21 protein-coding genes are annotated in these 14,186 nt (G+C 49.2%); 13 read left to right on the forward strand and 8 right to left on the reverse strand.

All coding sequences use genetic code 11. The features are described from left to right. Nucleotides 1–2: 2 nt before the first annotated feature. The 13 genes from B5F38_RS06620 to metK all read left to right on the forward strand — a co-directional run bounded on the left by B5F38_RS06620 (nucleotide 3) and on the right by metK (nucleotide 9,996). The gene (locus B5F38_RS06620) at nucleotides 3–386 is read left to right on the forward strand and encodes a DUF3876 domain-containing protein (protein ID WP_206422482.1); all 384 of its coding nucleotides are present in this window, start codon (nucleotides 3–5) and stop codon (nucleotides 384–386) included. A 26-nt stretch (nucleotides 387–412) separates the two neighbouring features. Further along, nucleotides 413–1,042: a DUF4141 domain-containing protein gene (locus tag B5F38_RS06625; RefSeq protein ID WP_036867171.1), complete on the forward strand. Its 630-nt coding sequence runs from the start codon at nucleotides 413–415 to the stop codon at nucleotides 1,040–1,042. A 3-nt stretch (nucleotides 1,043–1,045) separates the two neighbouring features. Next, nucleotides 1,046–2,050, forward strand: a complete 1,005-nt coding sequence (gene traJ, locus B5F38_RS06630; RefSeq protein ID WP_087408512.1) for a conjugative transposon protein TraJ — start codon at nucleotides 1,046–1,048, stop codon at nucleotides 2,048–2,050. Between the two features lie 31 nt (nucleotides 2,051–2,081). Beyond that, nucleotides 2,082–2,705 (forward strand): conjugative transposon protein TraK, encoded by a 624-nt coding sequence (gene traK / locus B5F38_RS06635; RefSeq protein ID WP_004308925.1) that lies wholly within the window; start codon nucleotides 2,082–2,084, stop codon nucleotides 2,703–2,705. A gap of 5 nt (nucleotides 2,706–2,710) precedes the next feature. Next, nucleotides 2,711–3,019, forward strand: coding sequence for a TraL conjugative transposon family protein (locus B5F38_RS06640; protein WP_087408513.1), 309 nt, complete (start codon nucleotides 2,711–2,713; stop codon nucleotides 3,017–3,019). Further along, complete coding sequence (traM, locus tag B5F38_RS06645; RefSeq protein ID WP_087408514.1) at nucleotides 3,000–4,424, forward strand: conjugative transposon protein TraM; 1,425 nt, start codon at nucleotides 3,000–3,002, stop codon at nucleotides 4,422–4,424. Before B5F38_RS06640 ends, traM begins: the two co-directional genes overlap by 20 nt. A 67-nt stretch (nucleotides 4,425–4,491) precedes the next feature. Next, nucleotides 4,492–5,478, forward strand: coding sequence for a conjugative transposon protein TraN (gene traN, locus B5F38_RS06650; protein ID WP_087408515.1), 987 nt, complete (start codon nucleotides 4,492–4,494; stop codon nucleotides 5,476–5,478). Nucleotides 5,479–5,480: 2 nt separating this feature from the next. Next, nucleotides 5,481–6,056, forward strand: coding sequence for a conjugal transfer protein TraO (locus tag B5F38_RS06655; RefSeq protein WP_087408516.1), 576 nt, complete (start codon nucleotides 5,481–5,483; stop codon nucleotides 6,054–6,056). Between the two features lie 8 nt (nucleotides 6,057–6,064). Next, the gene (locus tag B5F38_RS06660; protein WP_087408517.1) at nucleotides 6,065–6,943 is read left to right on the forward strand and encodes a toprim domain-containing protein; all 879 of its coding nucleotides are present in this window, start codon (nucleotides 6,065–6,067) and stop codon (nucleotides 6,941–6,943) included. 18 nt (nucleotides 6,944–6,961) lie between these two features. Beyond that, nucleotides 6,962–7,474 (forward strand): DUF3872 domain-containing protein, encoded by a 513-nt coding sequence (locus B5F38_RS06665; protein WP_087408518.1) that lies wholly within the window; start codon nucleotides 6,962–6,964, stop codon nucleotides 7,472–7,474. Then, nucleotides 7,471–7,998, forward strand: coding sequence for a glycoside hydrolase family protein (locus B5F38_RS06670; protein ID WP_087408519.1), 528 nt, complete (start codon nucleotides 7,471–7,473; stop codon nucleotides 7,996–7,998). Before B5F38_RS06665 ends, B5F38_RS06670 begins: the two co-directional genes overlap by 4 nt. Nucleotides 7,999–8,159: 161 nt before the next feature. Further along, nucleotides 8,160–8,951, forward strand: a complete 792-nt coding sequence (locus B5F38_RS06675; RefSeq protein WP_087408520.1) for a hypothetical protein — start codon at nucleotides 8,160–8,162, stop codon at nucleotides 8,949–8,951. Then, nucleotides 8,938–9,996 (forward strand): methionine adenosyltransferase, encoded by a 1,059-nt coding sequence (gene metK, locus B5F38_RS06680; RefSeq protein ID WP_072546549.1) that lies wholly within the window; start codon nucleotides 8,938–8,940, stop codon nucleotides 9,994–9,996. The genes B5F38_RS06675 and metK overlap by 14 nt, the downstream gene beginning before the upstream one ends. A 102-nt stretch (nucleotides 9,997–10,098) precedes the next feature. Here metK and B5F38_RS06685 read toward each other — a convergent pair whose 3' ends face one another. From B5F38_RS06685 to B5F38_RS06720, 8 genes are read right to left on the reverse strand one after another with little or no spacing between them, the layout of a single operon-like run. Next, nucleotides 10,099–10,407 carry a hypothetical protein gene (locus B5F38_RS06685; RefSeq protein WP_072546548.1) on the reverse strand — a complete coding sequence of 103 codons (309 nt, stop codon included), beginning with the start codon at nucleotides 10,405–10,407 and terminating at the stop codon, nucleotides 10,099–10,101. 53 nt (nucleotides 10,408–10,460) lie between these two features. Then, nucleotides 10,461–10,766 (reverse strand): hypothetical protein, encoded by a 306-nt coding sequence (locus B5F38_RS06690; protein WP_087408521.1) that lies wholly within the window; start codon nucleotides 10,764–10,766, stop codon nucleotides 10,461–10,463. After that, nucleotides 10,706–10,936 carry a DUF3873 domain-containing protein gene (locus B5F38_RS06695; RefSeq protein ID WP_072546546.1) on the reverse strand — a complete coding sequence of 77 codons (231 nt, stop codon included), beginning with the start codon at nucleotides 10,934–10,936 and terminating at the stop codon, nucleotides 10,706–10,708. The genes B5F38_RS06690 and B5F38_RS06695 overlap by 61 nt, the downstream gene beginning before the upstream one ends. Nucleotides 10,937–10,955: 19 nt before the next feature. Then, nucleotides 10,956–11,213 (reverse strand): hypothetical protein, encoded by a 258-nt coding sequence (locus B5F38_RS06700; protein ID WP_087408522.1) that lies wholly within the window; start codon nucleotides 11,211–11,213, stop codon nucleotides 10,956–10,958. Between the two features lie 24 nt (nucleotides 11,214–11,237). Then, on the reverse strand, nucleotides 11,238–12,521 hold the full coding sequence (locus tag B5F38_RS06705) for a PcfJ domain-containing protein (RefSeq protein WP_087408523.1): 1,284 nt from the start codon (nucleotides 12,519–12,521) through the stop codon (nucleotides 11,238–11,240). 2 nt (nucleotides 12,522–12,523) lie between these two features. Continuing rightward, a complete protein-coding gene (locus tag B5F38_RS06710; protein WP_007840032.1) occupies nucleotides 12,524–12,937 on the reverse strand; it encodes a PcfK-like family protein in 414 nt (137 codons plus the stop codon). 12 nt (nucleotides 12,938–12,949) lie between these two features. Then, on the reverse strand, nucleotides 12,950–13,171 hold the full coding sequence (locus B5F38_RS06715; RefSeq protein WP_087408524.1) for a hypothetical protein: 222 nt from the start codon (nucleotides 13,169–13,171) through the stop codon (nucleotides 12,950–12,952). A 12-nt stretch (nucleotides 13,172–13,183) separates the two neighbouring features. Next, nucleotides 13,184–13,399, reverse strand: coding sequence for a hypothetical protein (locus tag B5F38_RS06720; RefSeq protein ID WP_087408525.1), 216 nt, complete (start codon nucleotides 13,397–13,399; stop codon nucleotides 13,184–13,186). Nucleotides 13,400–14,186: the final 787 nt, after the last annotated feature.

Here is a 14,186-nt window from a genome sequence, read left to right on the forward strand (position 1 = left end):
GTATGAGTATATCAAGAACGAAAATGCTGCAAGTCAGCAAGTATTTAATCGGGCTGGCGGTCATGGTGCTGCAATCCTGCGATGTAGCGGACAACCGCCGCGACCTGCTTTGCGGGAATTGGGAGAGCGTGGAGGGGAAGCCTGACGTGCTTATCTACAAGGAGGGCGAAGCCTACAAGGTGACGGTGTTCAAGCGGAGCGGGCTGCGCCGCAAACTGAAGCCGGAAACCTATCTCTTGCAGGAGGAGAACGGCAACCTGTTCATGAACACCGGCTTCCGTATCGACGTATCCTACAACGAGGCGACGGACATCCTGACCTTCTCGCCCAACGGGGACTACGTGCGTGTGAACCCGAAACCAGACCATCCGATAAGCGAGCAATAACGATAACCACTAAAATCCAAAGTAACATGAGAACAAGAATAACACTTATTATCTGCCTGTGCCTGTTTGCAGTCGGCAGGGCAAGCGCACAGTGGGCGGTGATAGACCCGTCCAACATCGCGCAGAGCATCGTGAACACCTCCAAGAACGTGGTACACACTTCCACGACCGCCCAGAATATGATAAAAAATTTTCAAGAGACGGTGAAGATTTACGAGCAGGGAAAGAAGTATTACGACGCACTCAAATCCGTGAACAATCTGGTAAAGGACGCCCGGAAGGTGCAGCAGACCATCCTGATGGTGGGTGACATCACCGACACCTATGTGACCAGCTTCCAGAGGATGATGCGTGACGACAACTTCACGGTAGAGGAACTGGGAGCCATCGCCTTCGGCTACACCAAGCTATTGGAGGAATCCAACGACGTACTGACGGAGCTGAAGAACGTGGTGAACATCACTACGCTCTCCATGACGGACAAGGAGCGCATGGATGTGGTGGAACGCTGCTACTCCAAGATGAAGCGTTACCGCAACCTCGTGAGCTACTACACCAACAAGAACATCAGCGTGAGTTACCTGCGGGCAAAGAAGAAAAACGACCTTGACCGCATCATGGGGCTGTACGGGAACATGAACGAAAGATACTGGTAGCCTATGAATTTCGACAACCTTCACCAGATTCTGCGCTCGCTCTACGAGCAGATGATGCCGCTATGCGGGGACATGGCGGGCGTGGCGAAAGGCATCGCCGGGCTGGGTGCGCTGTTCTACGTCGCCTACCGGGTGTGGCAGTCGCTGGCGAGAGCCGAACCGATAGACGTGTTCCCCATGCTCCGCCCCTTTGCGATAGGCTTGTGCATCATGTCCTTTCCGACGGTGGTATTAGGCACGATAAACAGCATTATGTCGCCCGTAGTGCAAGGTACGGCGAAGATGCTGGAGACGGAAACGCTGGACATGAACCGATACCGTGAGCAGAAGGACAAGCTGGAATACGAGGCGATGATGCGCAATCCCGAAACCGCCTACCTTGTGTCGAACGAGGAGTTTGACAAACAGCTGGAGGAACTGGGCTGGTCGCCCGGCGACATGGTGACGATGGCGGGAATGTACATCGAACGCGGGATGTACAACATGAAGAAGGGCATCCGCGACTTCTTCCGCGAGATACTGGAACTGATGTTCCAAGCCGCCGCCCTCGTGATAGACACCATCCGCACGTTCTTCCTCGTGGTGCTGGCGATACTCGGTCCGATAGCCTTCGCCATATCGGTGTGGGACGGCTTCCAAAGCACGCTCACGCAGTGGATATGCCGATACATTCAGGTCTATCTGTGGCAGCCCGTGTCGGATATGTTCAGCACCATACTGGCGAAAATCCAAGTGCTGATGCTGCAAAGCGACATCGAGCGTATGCAGGCTGACCCGAACTTCTCGCTGGATTCGAGCGACGGGGTGTACATCGTCTTCATGATAATCGGCATCATAGGCTACTTCACCATCCCGACGGTGGCAGGCTGGATTATCCAAGCCGGTGGCATGGGAAGCTACGGTCGCAACGTGAACCAGACGGCAGGACGAGCCGGAAGCATGGCGGGCAGCGTGGCGGGTGCAGCCGCAGGCAACATGGTCGGACGTGCCGGAAAACTGCTGAAATAATCAACTGACAATTAAAAACGAATAAACAACAATGGAATTTAAGTCACTCAAAAACATCGAATCATCGTTCAGGCAGATACGCCTGTTCGGTATCGTCTTCCTCTCGCTGTGCGCCGTGATAACGGTATGGAGCGTCTGGAGTTCCTACCGCTTCGCGGAGCGGCAACGGGAAAAGATTTACGTGCTGGACAACGGCAAGTCGCTGATGCTGGCTCTCTCGCAGGACTTGTCGCAGAACCGTCCGGCGGAGGCAAGGGAACACGTGCGCCGCTTCCACGAGCTTTTCTTCACACTCTCACCCGAAAAGAGCGCGATAGAGCATAACGTGAAACGCGCCCTGCTGCTGGCGGACAAAAGCGTGTACAACTACTATTCGGACTTCGCCGAGAAGGGGTACTACAACCGCATCATCGCCGGGAACATCAACCAAGTGCTGAAAGTGGACAGCGTGGTGTGCGACTTCAACGGCTATCCCTACCGTGCCGTGACCTACGCCACGCAGAAGATCATCCGGCAAAGCAACGTCACCGAGCGCAGCCTCGTGACGACGTGCCGCCTCTTGAACTCGTCCCGTTCGGACGATAATCCCAACGGTTTCACCATCGAGGGATTCACCATTATCGAGAACAAGGATTTACAAACCATCAAAAGGTAACGGACATGAAGAAAATCAGGAAATCATTTTGGCGTGCGTACTGGAAGCTCCACGACAAAAAGAAAATGCTGGTGGCAAGGCTCAAAGGCTATCTGGACGGTTTGCCCCTGAAGACACGCAAACGCATCGTGCTGGCGATGCTCGCCGCCTTCGCGGTGCTTGCCCTTTACACCTTCGGCAAAGCCGTCTATGACATCGGCAGGAATGACGGCAGCCGGATAGTAACAGACCATGCCGGACAGGTGGAACTGTCCGTAAAACCGGAAAACAATCATAATGTAATACCTTATTTATATGGAACAGACGAAGAATGAACCTAAAAATGAGAACAAGGCGGTTCCCGACAACGGGAAACCGAAGAACCGACGCCAAGCCGAGAGCCATCAAGCCTGCTTGAATGGCCAAGGCGCGAAGGAGGAAGGCAAAGCCAAGGAGCGCAAGCCGCTGACCGAAGCCCAAAGGCTGAAACGTCAGAAAATGATAGTGCTGCCCGCTATGGTGCTGGTGTTTATCGGGGCGATGTGGCTGATATTCGCCCCGTCCTCCGACAAGGAGCAGCAACCGGGAACGGGTGGTTACAATATCGAAATGCCCGACGCGGACAAGGCGAACCGCCAGATCATCGGCGACAAGGCGAAAGCCTACGAACAGGGGGCGATGGAAGAACGGCAGGAGAACCGCAGCCGCGCCATGCAGGAACTGGGCGATATGTTCGACCGCGAGGTGGCGGAAACGGACGGCGGCAGGGACTTCAACCTTGCCAATCCCGGAAATGCGGAAGATGCAACAGCAACATCATCCGCTCCGAAAACCATCCAATCCTCCGCAGCCGCCTACCGCGACCTCAATACCACGCTCGGCAACTTCTACGAGCAGCCGAAAAACGACAACGCGGAGATGAACGAACTGCTGGAGCGTATCGCCTCGCTGGAATCGGAATTGGAAAGCGAGAAAGGCAAGGCGTCCGCTATGGATGACCAAGTGGCACTCATGGAGAAGTCCTATGAACTGGCGGCAAAGTACATGGGCGGACAGAACGGCACACAGCCACCTGTCGGACAGGCGGCAGAGCCTTGCCCCGTGCAGAAAGCCGGAAAGAACACGGCTGCACCTGTCAGGCAGGTGGCGCATCAGGTGGTGTCCTCGCTCTCACAGCCGATGAGCAACGCCGAGTTTGTCGCCTCCTTCTCGCAGGAACGTAACCGCAGTTTCAATACGGCGGTGGGGGGCACGACCGTATCGGACAAAAACACCATATCGGCGTGCGTTTATGGGGCGCAGAGTGTGACGGACGGGCAGGCTGTCAAGCTCCGTCTGTTGGAGCCGATGGCGGTAGCGGACAAAATCATCCCCCGTAATGCGGTGGTGGTAGGCACGGCAAAGATTCAGGGCGAACGGCTTGATATTGAAATCACGTCGCTGGAATATGCTGGTACGATTATCCCGGTAGAGCTGGCGGTGTATGACACGGACGGGCAACCCGGTATCTTTATTCCCAACTCGATGGAAATGAACGCTGTCAGGGAGGTTGCCGCCAACATGGGCGGCTCGCTGGGCAGCAGCATCAATATCTCCACCAACGCAGGGGCGCAGCTCGCCTCCGACTTGGGCAAGGGGCTGATACAAGGCACGAGCCAGTATATCGCCAAGAAGATGCGTACCGTCAAGGTACATCTGAAAGCCGGATACAAGGTCATGCTTTATCAGGACAGAGATTGAAAACAATAACAATCAACGACTAACAAAAACAACAACCAAATTTTATTTACCACTAAAATCCAAAGTAATGAGAAAAGTAATCATCATGTTTGCCCTCGCTATGGGCATCGTAACTGCCAACGCGCAGGAGAACGTAACCGTTGGATCGGACAACGGAAGTGAACAACCGACCTTGACAAAGGAGGTCTATCCGCAGAAAGAGGCGGACGGCGACCTGTATCACGGGCTGACAAAGAAACTGACCTTCGACCGCATGGTTCCTCCGCACGGCTTGGAAGTGACCTACGACAAGACCGTCCACGTCATTTTCCCCTCGGAAGTGCGCTACGTCGATTTAGGCTCGCCCGACCTGATTGCGGGTAAAGCCGACGGAGCGGAGAACGTCATCCGCGTGAAGGCTACCGTGAGGAACTTCCCGAATGAAACCAATATGTCCGTGATAACGGAGGACGGGAGTTTCTATACTTTCAACGTGAAATATGCCGCTGAACCGCTGCTGCTCAACGTGGAGATGTGCGACTTCATCCATGACGGCGAGAAGGTGAACCGCCCGAACAACGCGCAGGAAATCTACCTGAAGGAACTGGGCAGCGAAAGCCCGATGCTGGTGCGCCTTATCATGAAGTCCATCCACAAGCAGAACAAGCGTGAGGTGAAGCATATCGGCTGCAAGCGATTCGGCATCCAGTATCTGCTGAAAGGTATCTACACGCATAATGGTTTGCTCTATTTCCACACGGAGATAAAGAACCAGAGCAATGTGCCTTTCGATGTGGACTATATCACATGGAAAATCGTGGACAAGAAGGTGGCGAAGCGTACCGCCGTACAGGAGCAGATTATCTTGCCGCTCCGTGCGCAGAATTACGCTACGCTCGTGCCGGGCAAGAAAAGCGAGCGCACGGTGTTCACGATGGCGAAGTTCACCATCCCCGATGGCAAGTGCCTCGTGGTGGAACTCAACGAGAAGAACGGAGGTCGCCACCAGTCTTTTGTAATTGAGAACGAGGACTTGGTACGTGCCAATACCATCAACGAACTTCAAGTGCGCTGACCATGAGAAAGTACATTGCAATAATCATCGCGTCGCTTGCCCTGTGTACGGGGCAAGCGCACGCCCAGCGATGCCTGCCGAAGATGCAGGGCATCGAGGTCAGGGCGAACATGGCGGACGGCTTCAATCCCGGCGGCAACGACGGCGGGTACAGCTTCGGGGCGGCTCTTTCCACCTACACGAAAAAGGGGAACAAATGGGTGTTCGGCGGCGAATACCTGTTGAAGAACAACCCTTACAAGGACGGGAAGATACCCGTGGCGCAGTTTACGGCGGAGGGCGGCTACTACTTCAAGATACTCTCCGATGCCCGTAAAATCGTGTTCGTCTATGCAGGTGCTTCGGCTCTTGCCGGATATGAATCGGTGAACTGGGGCGAAAAGGTGCTGCATGACGGCTCCACGCTCCATGACCGGGACGCCTTCATCTACGGCGGTGCCGTGACGCTCGATATGGAGTTTTATGTGGCTGACCGTATCGCCCTGCTCGCCAACCTCCGGGAGCGTTGCCTGTGGGGTGGCGACACAAGGAAGTTTCATACGCAGTGGGGCGTGGGCATCAAGTTCATCATTAACTGACACGCCACATGGAACGGACGGAAATAGACATCATCAGACAAATGCCAATTGCGGATTTTCTCGCACGGCTGGGACATGAGCCTGTCCGAAGAAGCGGCAACGAATTGTGGTATCTCACCCCGTACAGGAGCGAACGCACGCCCTCTTTCCGTGTGAACGTGACGAAACAGCTTTGGTACGACTTCGGACTGGGCAAAGGTGGCGACATCTTCACGCTTGCCGGGGAGTTTATCGGAAGCAACGACTTCATGGAACAAGTGAAATTCATAGCGGAAAACGCCAATATGCTTATGCCTGTTCCCGAAGTGAGTAAACCGACTTTCCTGCCTAAACCGTCAGAACCTGCCTTTGAGGGAGTGGAAGCCGTCCCTTTGATTCGTTCTCCACTGACGGACTATCTGGCGGAACGGGGCATTCCTTACGCTGTCGCATCACGTTACTGCTGCCGACTGAATTATGGTGTGCGTGGCAAGCGGTATTTTGCCGTCGGCTTCCCGAACGTGGCGGGTGGTTTTGAAATCCGCAGCCGCTTCTTCAAGGGATGCGTGCCGCCGAAGGATGTGTCGCTGGTCAAAATGGAAAGTTCTCCGGCTGACGTGTGCAGCGTGTTTGAGGGATTCATGGACTTCCTTTCCGCTGCCACGCTCGGATTGGAAAAGGGTGACTGCCTCGTATTGAACTCTGTTGCCAACGTGGAAAAGGCAATGAAGCATTTGGACGGCTACGGGTGCATAGACTGTTATCTCGACCATGACGCAGCCGGACGGCGCACGTTGAAAACGCTGAAAGGACATTATGGGGAACGTATCTATGACCGTTCCGCTCTCTATGACGGTTGCAAGGACTTGAACGAGTATCTGCAACTGACAACCCAAAAAGAACAATAACTTAAAAATCAAAGGACAATGAACATACTGAACAACAAAAACAAGAACAAGAGAACATCAATCTTCAAGGCGTTGGCACTCTGCCTGTTCGCCGCTGTGTCGCTCACGCTCGTGTCGTGTGACGATGACATGGACATCAAGCAATCCTATCCCTTCACGGTGGAAACCATGCCCGTGCCGAACAAGGTGACAAAGGGGCAGACGGTGGAAATCCGCTGTGAATTGAAAAAGACGGGTGACTTCGCCAACACACTCTATACCATCCGGTATTTCCAGTTCGAGGGAGAAGGTACGCTGAAAATGGACAACGGAATCACGTTCCTGCCCAACGACCGCTACCTGCTCGAAAACGAAAAGTTCCGGCTGTACTACACGGCAGAGGGCGACGAGGCGCACAATTTCATTGTGGTGGTGGAAGATAATTTTAACAACTCCTACGAGTTGGAATTTGATTTCAACAACCGCAACGTGAAGGATGACGGGGTTATTTCTGTTGTCCCAATCGGCAACTTCAAGCCCCTTACACGATGATGCGTGTATTCATGGCTATTCACTGTTCGCTTCTGGCGGTCTGTTCCGTGTCCGCACGGAACAGACGCCATGAGGGAACGGACAGGCAGGCGGCAATCTACCGGCTGCCGCTTTTCGAGAGGGCGGTGCGCTGCACGAAATTCTTTGAGGGCTGGCACTCAGAAAAGCATTACCCGTATGTAGGGTACGGTCATCGGTTGCAGCCGGGTGAAAGGTATTCGGCACGCACAATGACGAAACGGCAGGCGGACGCGCTTCTTCGTAAAGACCTGCGGAAGTTCTGCGCGATGTTCCGGCAGTTCGGGAAGGATTCGCTCTTGCTTGCCACGCTCGCCTACAATGTCGGTCCGTACCGTCTGTTGGGAGGCGGAAAGATACCCAAAAGCACGCTGATCCGAAAGTTGGAGGCAGGCGATAGGAACATCTATCGGGAGTATATCGCTTTCTGCAACTACAAGGGTAAACGTCATGCCATGCTGCTCAAACGGAGAAAGGCGGAGTTTGCGCTACTGTATGTACCATAAAAAGTAAGTGTCCGACAACATAAACTCCGATGAAGTTGGGGATGCTTTATCGGAGTTTATGTTATATCAATATTTTAATTGATGGTCAGTACTTGATTTTACAAGTGACTCATTCAAGTAGTTTCGCTTTTTTCATGTAACTTTGCAAAAAAATAAAGGATATGGATAGACAATTACCGTATGAGATAAGCTACAAGACGATTGCTTTTTGGCGCAATATCGAAAATGGATTCCTCTGGAGTACATTCATATGTTCAATATTACTCCAAACGTTCCAAATAAATTGTATAAGCCATTCATTAGATTCTATAAAATGGATTGCTAATTTATTTAATGTTTTGAATTATATTTCTATTATAGGGTATGGTTTATTATATATAATCGTAGAAATTATAATGCAACCTATGGCTGCTAATGAAAGACGGAAAGGATTTATCGACAATTCATTAGGCACGAAATTGCTGGAAAAGCCAGTTTTGAATTATTACGATAATGATTCTATTGAGAAAGGACCATATAAAATGTTGGTTAATTGTTATGAGAATTGTTTTTTTACATATAATATCATTAAAGTGATGTTGCCTAAAATGGCAATAAAGAACACAATACTATTTGGTTTGCTTTTGATATTTGCATACTACGGAATAAAAGATAACGTCGTTGCCATACCATTCTTGCAACTATTTTTATCGTCATTGTTCTTAATAGAACTGATATACCACATAGCATTCTTTTTTAGATTAAAGAATTTGTGTGATAAATTCAAACAAATTTTTAGCACACCTAAATCAACTAAAAATAAAACTATTCAGAATGCTATCTATATGGTACTTGAATATGAAACGACATTGGCATATAATAAATCTCCAAATAGCAATTCTGTGTACAAAAAACTAAACAATAAATTAACAGAAGAATGGAGCTGTATAAAACAGAATTATGATATTCGATAAATTAGACAAATATACAACAGAAAGTGTATTACAAGGACATCCCGATAAAATATGCGACCAAATAAGTGATGCTCTTTTGGATGCTTTCTTGATGCAAGATTGTAATGCCCATACAGCAATAGAATGCTTGGGAAGTGGTAATAATTTAATTGTTGCTGGAGAAATTAGTACTCAAAATAAAAGGGTTGATATTGAGAAAATTGTCAATGATGTATATCAATCCATAGGCTATTGTGAAAAATTAAACATACTGAACTTTTTGACTTCACAATCAAGACAACTAAATGATGCTGTTATGAACGGTGGAGCTGGCGACCAAGGTATTGTGTATGGTTATGCTATAAACAATCAATATAATTATCTTCCGTATGGTGTATATTTATCTAATTTAATAGCCAAAGAGATTGATACGTATAGAAAGAGCGTAGATTATCTCCTCCCTGATGGGAAAGTACAAGTTACAATTAGCGAAAATAATCTTGAACAATTGATAATCAATGTACAGCATAAGGAGAATGTTCATCCCGATTTCATTGAAAATGAAATAAAACAGAAGGTTTTAACTCAACTGATTGATTGTATAAATGTAGATATTCAGATAAATAGGAAATCAAAATTTTATAAAGGTGGGTTTGTTAACGATACAGGATTAACTGGTCGTAAAATAATGATAGACACTTATGGCGGTTTGGTAACACATGGCGGAGGTGCTTTTTCTGGAAAGGATCCGAGCAAAATAGATAGAAGTGCTGCTTACATGGCTCGATTTGTTGCAAAAAACATAGTCGCAAACGGATTAGAAAAAGAATGCAAAATAGCAGTGGCTTATTTGTTTGGAGAAGAACAGCCTACCATGCTAAATGTTTCCACAGACAAAGAATCCAATTCTACAAAATTGAAACAATTTATTCTATCAAAATTCGATTTTAGACCTAATGCAATAATTGAGTTGTTAAAATTAAAGAATACTATATATCAACCAACTTCTATATACGGACATTTCTCTAATCCTAATTACAATTGGGAACAAATCATATCTTTATAAGACTGGTTTTATCGAAGATTGGCACAGAGGTTTCTTTGCTACTTTCTTTGTCCGCCATCCTGCTCACTGAAAGAAAGTAGGCGGCTTTTGCCGCCCACCCACTCAAAAACGGGTGTAAAGTCCCGTTACCATCGTGAACATTTCCTCCAGCATATCGCAATATATCCCCTCGTGCGTTTCAATGTCCTTCGTCCTGCACTCGAATGTCTTTTTGCTGAACGTCCTGCGGTAGAAGCGCATATTGTAGAGGTCTGCCCCTCCGTCATAGATGATGTCAAGGCGGTTGGCACTCGTCTTGTTCCTCGCAAGGCTCATGCGTAAGCCGTTGCCCATGTCTATGAAGTCTTTGCTTCCCGTCATGGCGGCAAAGCGTCTGCCACCTATCTGCTCCAAAATTGTCTTTGCTATCATATTCATTCTTCTTTGGGTGCTATGTTCGGGCGGTGCGGACACCGCCCGAATGTTCAAAATTCTGTTTTCTCGGCTATGGGGGTGTTCCTTTCCAACCATGTTTTCACACACTCCATATTGTACTCGCTCGTTATGACTGCCGTATGGCTGTCAATGGTGGTAAACCGACTACTCTCATAGTCCTCTACCCATCCTTTAAGGGTTTCAACTCCCCACGCTTCGGCATCGTCAAAGATGCCGTCCAATTCCGTGATGGGCTTGCTGAACTTGACTATCAGCGTTTGGTAGCCTGATTCGTTCATCGCTTGTCCTCCTTTCCTCTTTTTGCCGTCAGCCACTTGTCCCGTGCGGCTCGGCACTCGTCCAAAGTGGGTTTCACACAAGAGAATAATTCCCCGTCCGTGTGGCGGTAGTCGTACTGCACAAGTGTCCGCTTGCGTCTGCCGATACCCGTTTGGAACTTCTCGTATTTCTCTGTCCCTGCTTTCGTGCAGGTGCTTACTCCGTTGATGGTCATCCGTGTACTCATAATCGTTGTTTTTAGATGGTTAGAAATGTACTGACAACACTCTGTTCCGCATAACCATTTCGGGGTTACTCGTATAGCGTTGGTGCAGGTAGAAATGATGTGAGCCGAAGCCGTAAAGGAAGAACTTGTCAAGTTCGTGTTTCTCGGAAAAGTCCTTTACGCTTGCCCTTAACTGCTCCTCACTCTGACAAAAAGTGAGGAGGTTCATAAATTCAAGGAACATCGTGGGAATTTTATCGTCCCACAAGCAAACCATGCTTTCAAATCTTACTTCCATATTATTCTGTATTATAGGTTGATATTATGCTGCGTTCATACGCTGACGGATAAGTCCGGCATTGTCCTCCACAAGTCGGATGATGCGGTCGTGGTACTCGGTATTGGAATTGCATACCCCTCTGCTCTGTACCACTTTCAGCGTTTTCAAACTGACTTCTATCGTTTCAATCCGTTTGCCGTCAATGGTGGCGGATAGGATAAGAGAGTTTGCCTTGTTGTGATAACCGCCCACACAATGGTGCATCATCCGCCCTTCCTCTACCATTTCCTCAACGCTTTCTATGACCTTGATGCAGATAAGGCTGCCAGAGAACACAAGTCCGAAGAAGATGCCTTTGGCTTTCAGATAGTTCTTCTCGTCCTCAATCGCCTTTTGCCGTTGCTGTTCCGTCCGCTCGCGCTCCCTTTGTCGGTTACGCTTTGCCACCAATATGTCGTGTTCGGCTTTGAGGTCGGCAGGGCAGACGTATTTCGGGCTGTTCGTGTCCTTGCCGAAATGACGGAGCAGGTCTATGGTGTCACGCCACATTGAGCCGTCCGAAATGGTATAGCCGTTGCGGATACATATCTTCACGGATGCCCAATACCTCTCCATGTCGAAGGAACTGCGGATGTAGTGGCGCAACATGGGGTATTGTACTGCCTTCAAGAGTGTTTCGGCTCGGCTGTCGGAAAGGATAGCCGTGAAAAGGTCATACGGCAGTGTGTTGTGATAATCCCCCTTGAAGCCGTTGCGTTTCAGTTCGGGGATGAAACGCTGTCGGGGATAGGTACACATAGGTGCTATATCGTATGCGTGAAGTCTGTTGTTCTTGCGTACCTCCATGTCGCTGTATTCCGCCCATTGGTCGTAATACAACATTGACATACCTCGCAGTCGGGCAACGGTGGTGGTTGTGCCTTTGGGTGAAATCCACCTTTGCACCACTTCATAAATGGAATACTCGGCTGCTTGCCCTGCCTTGTATCGGGACTTCACGAAGAAGAAGCGTATCACTTGGTACTGCTTGCTGGTGGTGACGATGGAGAAGTACTCGTTCTCGCTGAAAACACTCTTTCGGGTGCGCAACGCTTCCAACTGCATACCGCAATGTGGGCAGATACATCCGCAAAGGGTGTCTGCAAGGTCGTGGTCGCTCTTCCACGAATGTCCGCACTCGGTGCAGATGTTCGTGCCGTCCGCTCTCTTGATTGCATAATGCTTGAAGCAATGGCGGAAAGCGTATGCCTTTTGTGTGGCGTTCAATCTCGGTAGCCGCTTGCTCAAACGTGCGACTTCCTGCTGTATGCGTGTTCTCGGTTTCATAATCAAAAGTCGAATAAGGATTGTTGAACTTGGGTTGTCTGTTTGGCGGTCTTAGGCTTGTTGCGGTTTTGCAACTTGCGGACTTCCTCCTCTTGGTATTGTCGGATAGCGTTCTGCCGTGCCTCCGCCTTTTCCTCTGCGGTGAGTTCCACCACATGGTTCACGGCTATGTGGCATTGGATAGGCTTGCCCACCTCTATCTCGTTCTCGTCATAGTAGTGTACGGCTTGTCCGTATATCTCGCCGTCCGTGAAGCCGTTGCAACCGCTTTTCTGCACATAGTTCAGAATGTAGGTCACACAATCGTCTATGTTCTTGGCAGGGTTGCGGTAGTTCTTCGCAAAGAGCGCATCTTCCGCTGCACGTTGCTCCAAATACATCTGTATCGTTCTCTTGAAATGGTCTGTCGTTTTCATATCGCTGTCGCTTTAGATTGTCTGTTTCAGTATCTCTCTCCAATATGTCGGCTCAACCTCGCTCAAAAGGAAGTCTGTAAAGTCCTTCCGTGCGTCCCTGTTCAGTTCGTGGTAGAGTTCACGGAACACGGATATATTGCCGTTGATGTATGTTTCCACCATGTACTCGAATATGTTGTCCACCTCATAGTATCTGCATTGTTGCTCTACTGTCTTGCTTCTTCTCTTTGCCATGTCGATTAAGGATTAAAGGGTGAATAACCAAAGGATGAATCCGAAAAAGACGATTGTGGAAAGGATAGCCACTATTACACCTATCGCCACTCGGAACACTCCGTTTACTATCTCTCTGACGATATCCCAAATGATGCCGAACACCCAAAAGGCGGTGCGCATGATTAAGCTGCACATCGCAAGCCCAATGTATTGCGCCATTTGTCTGAAATCTGCTGTTGCTGTCATATCTTTGCTGTTTTTGATTTTTTGTTTTTTAATGCGGATTCAAGAGCTGAGGGAGTTGAGTTTCAAACTATTTTATCTGCCTCTCGTTTATCCGACATTTTTTTTAATGCGTCTTTCTGTCGCATCGGTCGTTTTCGTTTCGGGTGCTTAAAAAGGTAGGGATTAGGGAATGCAAAGTTTTTCGGGAAAAATACTACCCAGAGGGCTGGAGATTTTTCCAGAAAACAGGAGGCTTGACCTTGCTTTCCCGTCAAATCCCGGAGTTACCTTTGCGCCCAGAACGGAAATGACAGCCTGATGCGGCTCACTGAAAGGCGCGAAAATGGAGGTAAACGGAAGTAGAGGCAGATTAGACAGAAAACTTCAAAAGAGAAATCCGTGAAAACAGGAAGCTCCCAACAAAAAAAGAACATAGCCGGCAACGTGAAACCGGGCAAACCACCTGTAAGGAAGTATGGTTTTATCTGTCCGGTCAGACGTGTCGGGGTGGGCAGATAAAATTTTTCTTCCCGGTTTGCCTGCTGTGGGTGACGGCTTGTTACATTTATGGACAAGCGGTCATACACGGCTTTCCGCTTCCGGCTCAAAAGAACAACGAAAATGAAAAATCATCTGAAAAGCCGTAAAAGCACCTCTTTGGCATAAGCATAAAAGAAATGGGCCTTGCCTCATCAGTCTAAACTATTGTTTAGGCGTGAGGCAAAGCCCTTTTCTCCGCTTATGCGATAGTCGGCAGACGTTCGTTCAAAATCCTTTTGTACGATGGTGTGCCGACGAATAAAGCCGC

The sequence above is a fragment of the Barnesiella sp. An22 genome, from assembly GCF_002159975.1.
Classification (GTDB): domain Bacteria; phylum Bacteroidota; class Bacteroidia; order Bacteroidales; family Barnesiellaceae; genus Barnesiella; species Barnesiella merdigallinarum.

What these genes read in the sequence shown, in the direction of transcription:
- traN (WP_087408515.1), top strand. Translation starts at nt 4,492, where the DNA reads ATGAGAAAAGTAATCATCATGTTTGCCCTCGCTATGGGCATCGTAACT.
- B5F38_RS06705 (WP_087408523.1), bottom strand. Translation starts at nt 12,521, where the DNA reads ATGAAACCGAGAACACGCATACAGCAGGAAGTCGCACGTTTGAGCAAG.
- B5F38_RS06670 (WP_087408519.1), top strand. Translation starts at nt 7,471, where the DNA reads ATGATGCGTGTATTCATGGCTATTCACTGTTCGCTTCTGGCGGTCTGT.
- B5F38_RS06715 (WP_087408524.1), bottom strand. Translation starts at nt 13,171, where the DNA reads ATGGCAAAGAGAAGAAGCAAGACAGTAGAGCAACAATGCAGATACTAT.
- metK (WP_072546549.1), top strand. Translation starts at nt 8,938, where the DNA reads ATGATATTCGATAAATTAGACAAATATACAACAGAAAGTGTATTACAA.
- traM (WP_087408514.1), top strand. Translation starts at nt 3,000, where the DNA reads ATGGAACAGACGAAGAATGAACCTAAAAATGAGAACAAGGCGGTTCCC.
- B5F38_RS06640 (WP_087408513.1), top strand. Translation starts at nt 2,711, where the DNA reads ATGAAGAAAATCAGGAAATCATTTTGGCGTGCGTACTGGAAGCTCCAC.
- B5F38_RS06720 (WP_087408525.1), bottom strand. Translation starts at nt 13,399, where the DNA reads ATGACAGCAACAGCAGATTTCAGACAAATGGCGCAATACATTGGGCTT.
- B5F38_RS06655 (WP_087408516.1), top strand. Translation starts at nt 5,481, where the DNA reads ATGAGAAAGTACATTGCAATAATCATCGCGTCGCTTGCCCTGTGTACG.
- B5F38_RS06675 (WP_087408520.1), top strand. Translation starts at nt 8,160, where the DNA reads ATGGATAGACAATTACCGTATGAGATAAGCTACAAGACGATTGCTTTT.
- B5F38_RS06710 (WP_007840032.1), bottom strand. Translation starts at nt 12,937, where the DNA reads ATGAAAACGACAGACCATTTCAAGAGAACGATACAGATGTATTTGGAG.
- B5F38_RS06695 (WP_072546546.1), bottom strand. Translation starts at nt 10,936, where the DNA reads ATGAGTACACGGATGACCATCAACGGAGTAAGCACCTGCACGAAAGCA.
- B5F38_RS06620 (WP_206422482.1), top strand. Translation starts at nt 3, where the DNA reads ATGAGTATATCAAGAACGAAAATGCTGCAAGTCAGCAAGTATTTAATC.
- B5F38_RS06625 (WP_036867171.1), top strand. Translation starts at nt 413, where the DNA reads ATGAGAACAAGAATAACACTTATTATCTGCCTGTGCCTGTTTGCAGTC.
- B5F38_RS06685 (WP_072546548.1), bottom strand. Translation starts at nt 10,407, where the DNA reads ATGATAGCAAAGACAATTTTGGAGCAGATAGGTGGCAGACGCTTTGCC.
- B5F38_RS06700 (WP_087408522.1), bottom strand. Translation starts at nt 11,213, where the DNA reads ATGGAAGTAAGATTTGAAAGCATGGTTTGCTTGTGGGACGATAAAATT.
- traK (WP_004308925.1), top strand. Translation starts at nt 2,082, where the DNA reads ATGGAATTTAAGTCACTCAAAAACATCGAATCATCGTTCAGGCAGATA.
- B5F38_RS06665 (WP_087408518.1), top strand. Translation starts at nt 6,962, where the DNA reads ATGAACATACTGAACAACAAAAACAAGAACAAGAGAACATCAATCTTC.
- traJ (WP_087408512.1), top strand. Translation starts at nt 1,046, where the DNA reads ATGAATTTCGACAACCTTCACCAGATTCTGCGCTCGCTCTACGAGCAG.
- B5F38_RS06660 (WP_087408517.1), top strand. Translation starts at nt 6,065, where the DNA reads ATGGAACGGACGGAAATAGACATCATCAGACAAATGCCAATTGCGGAT.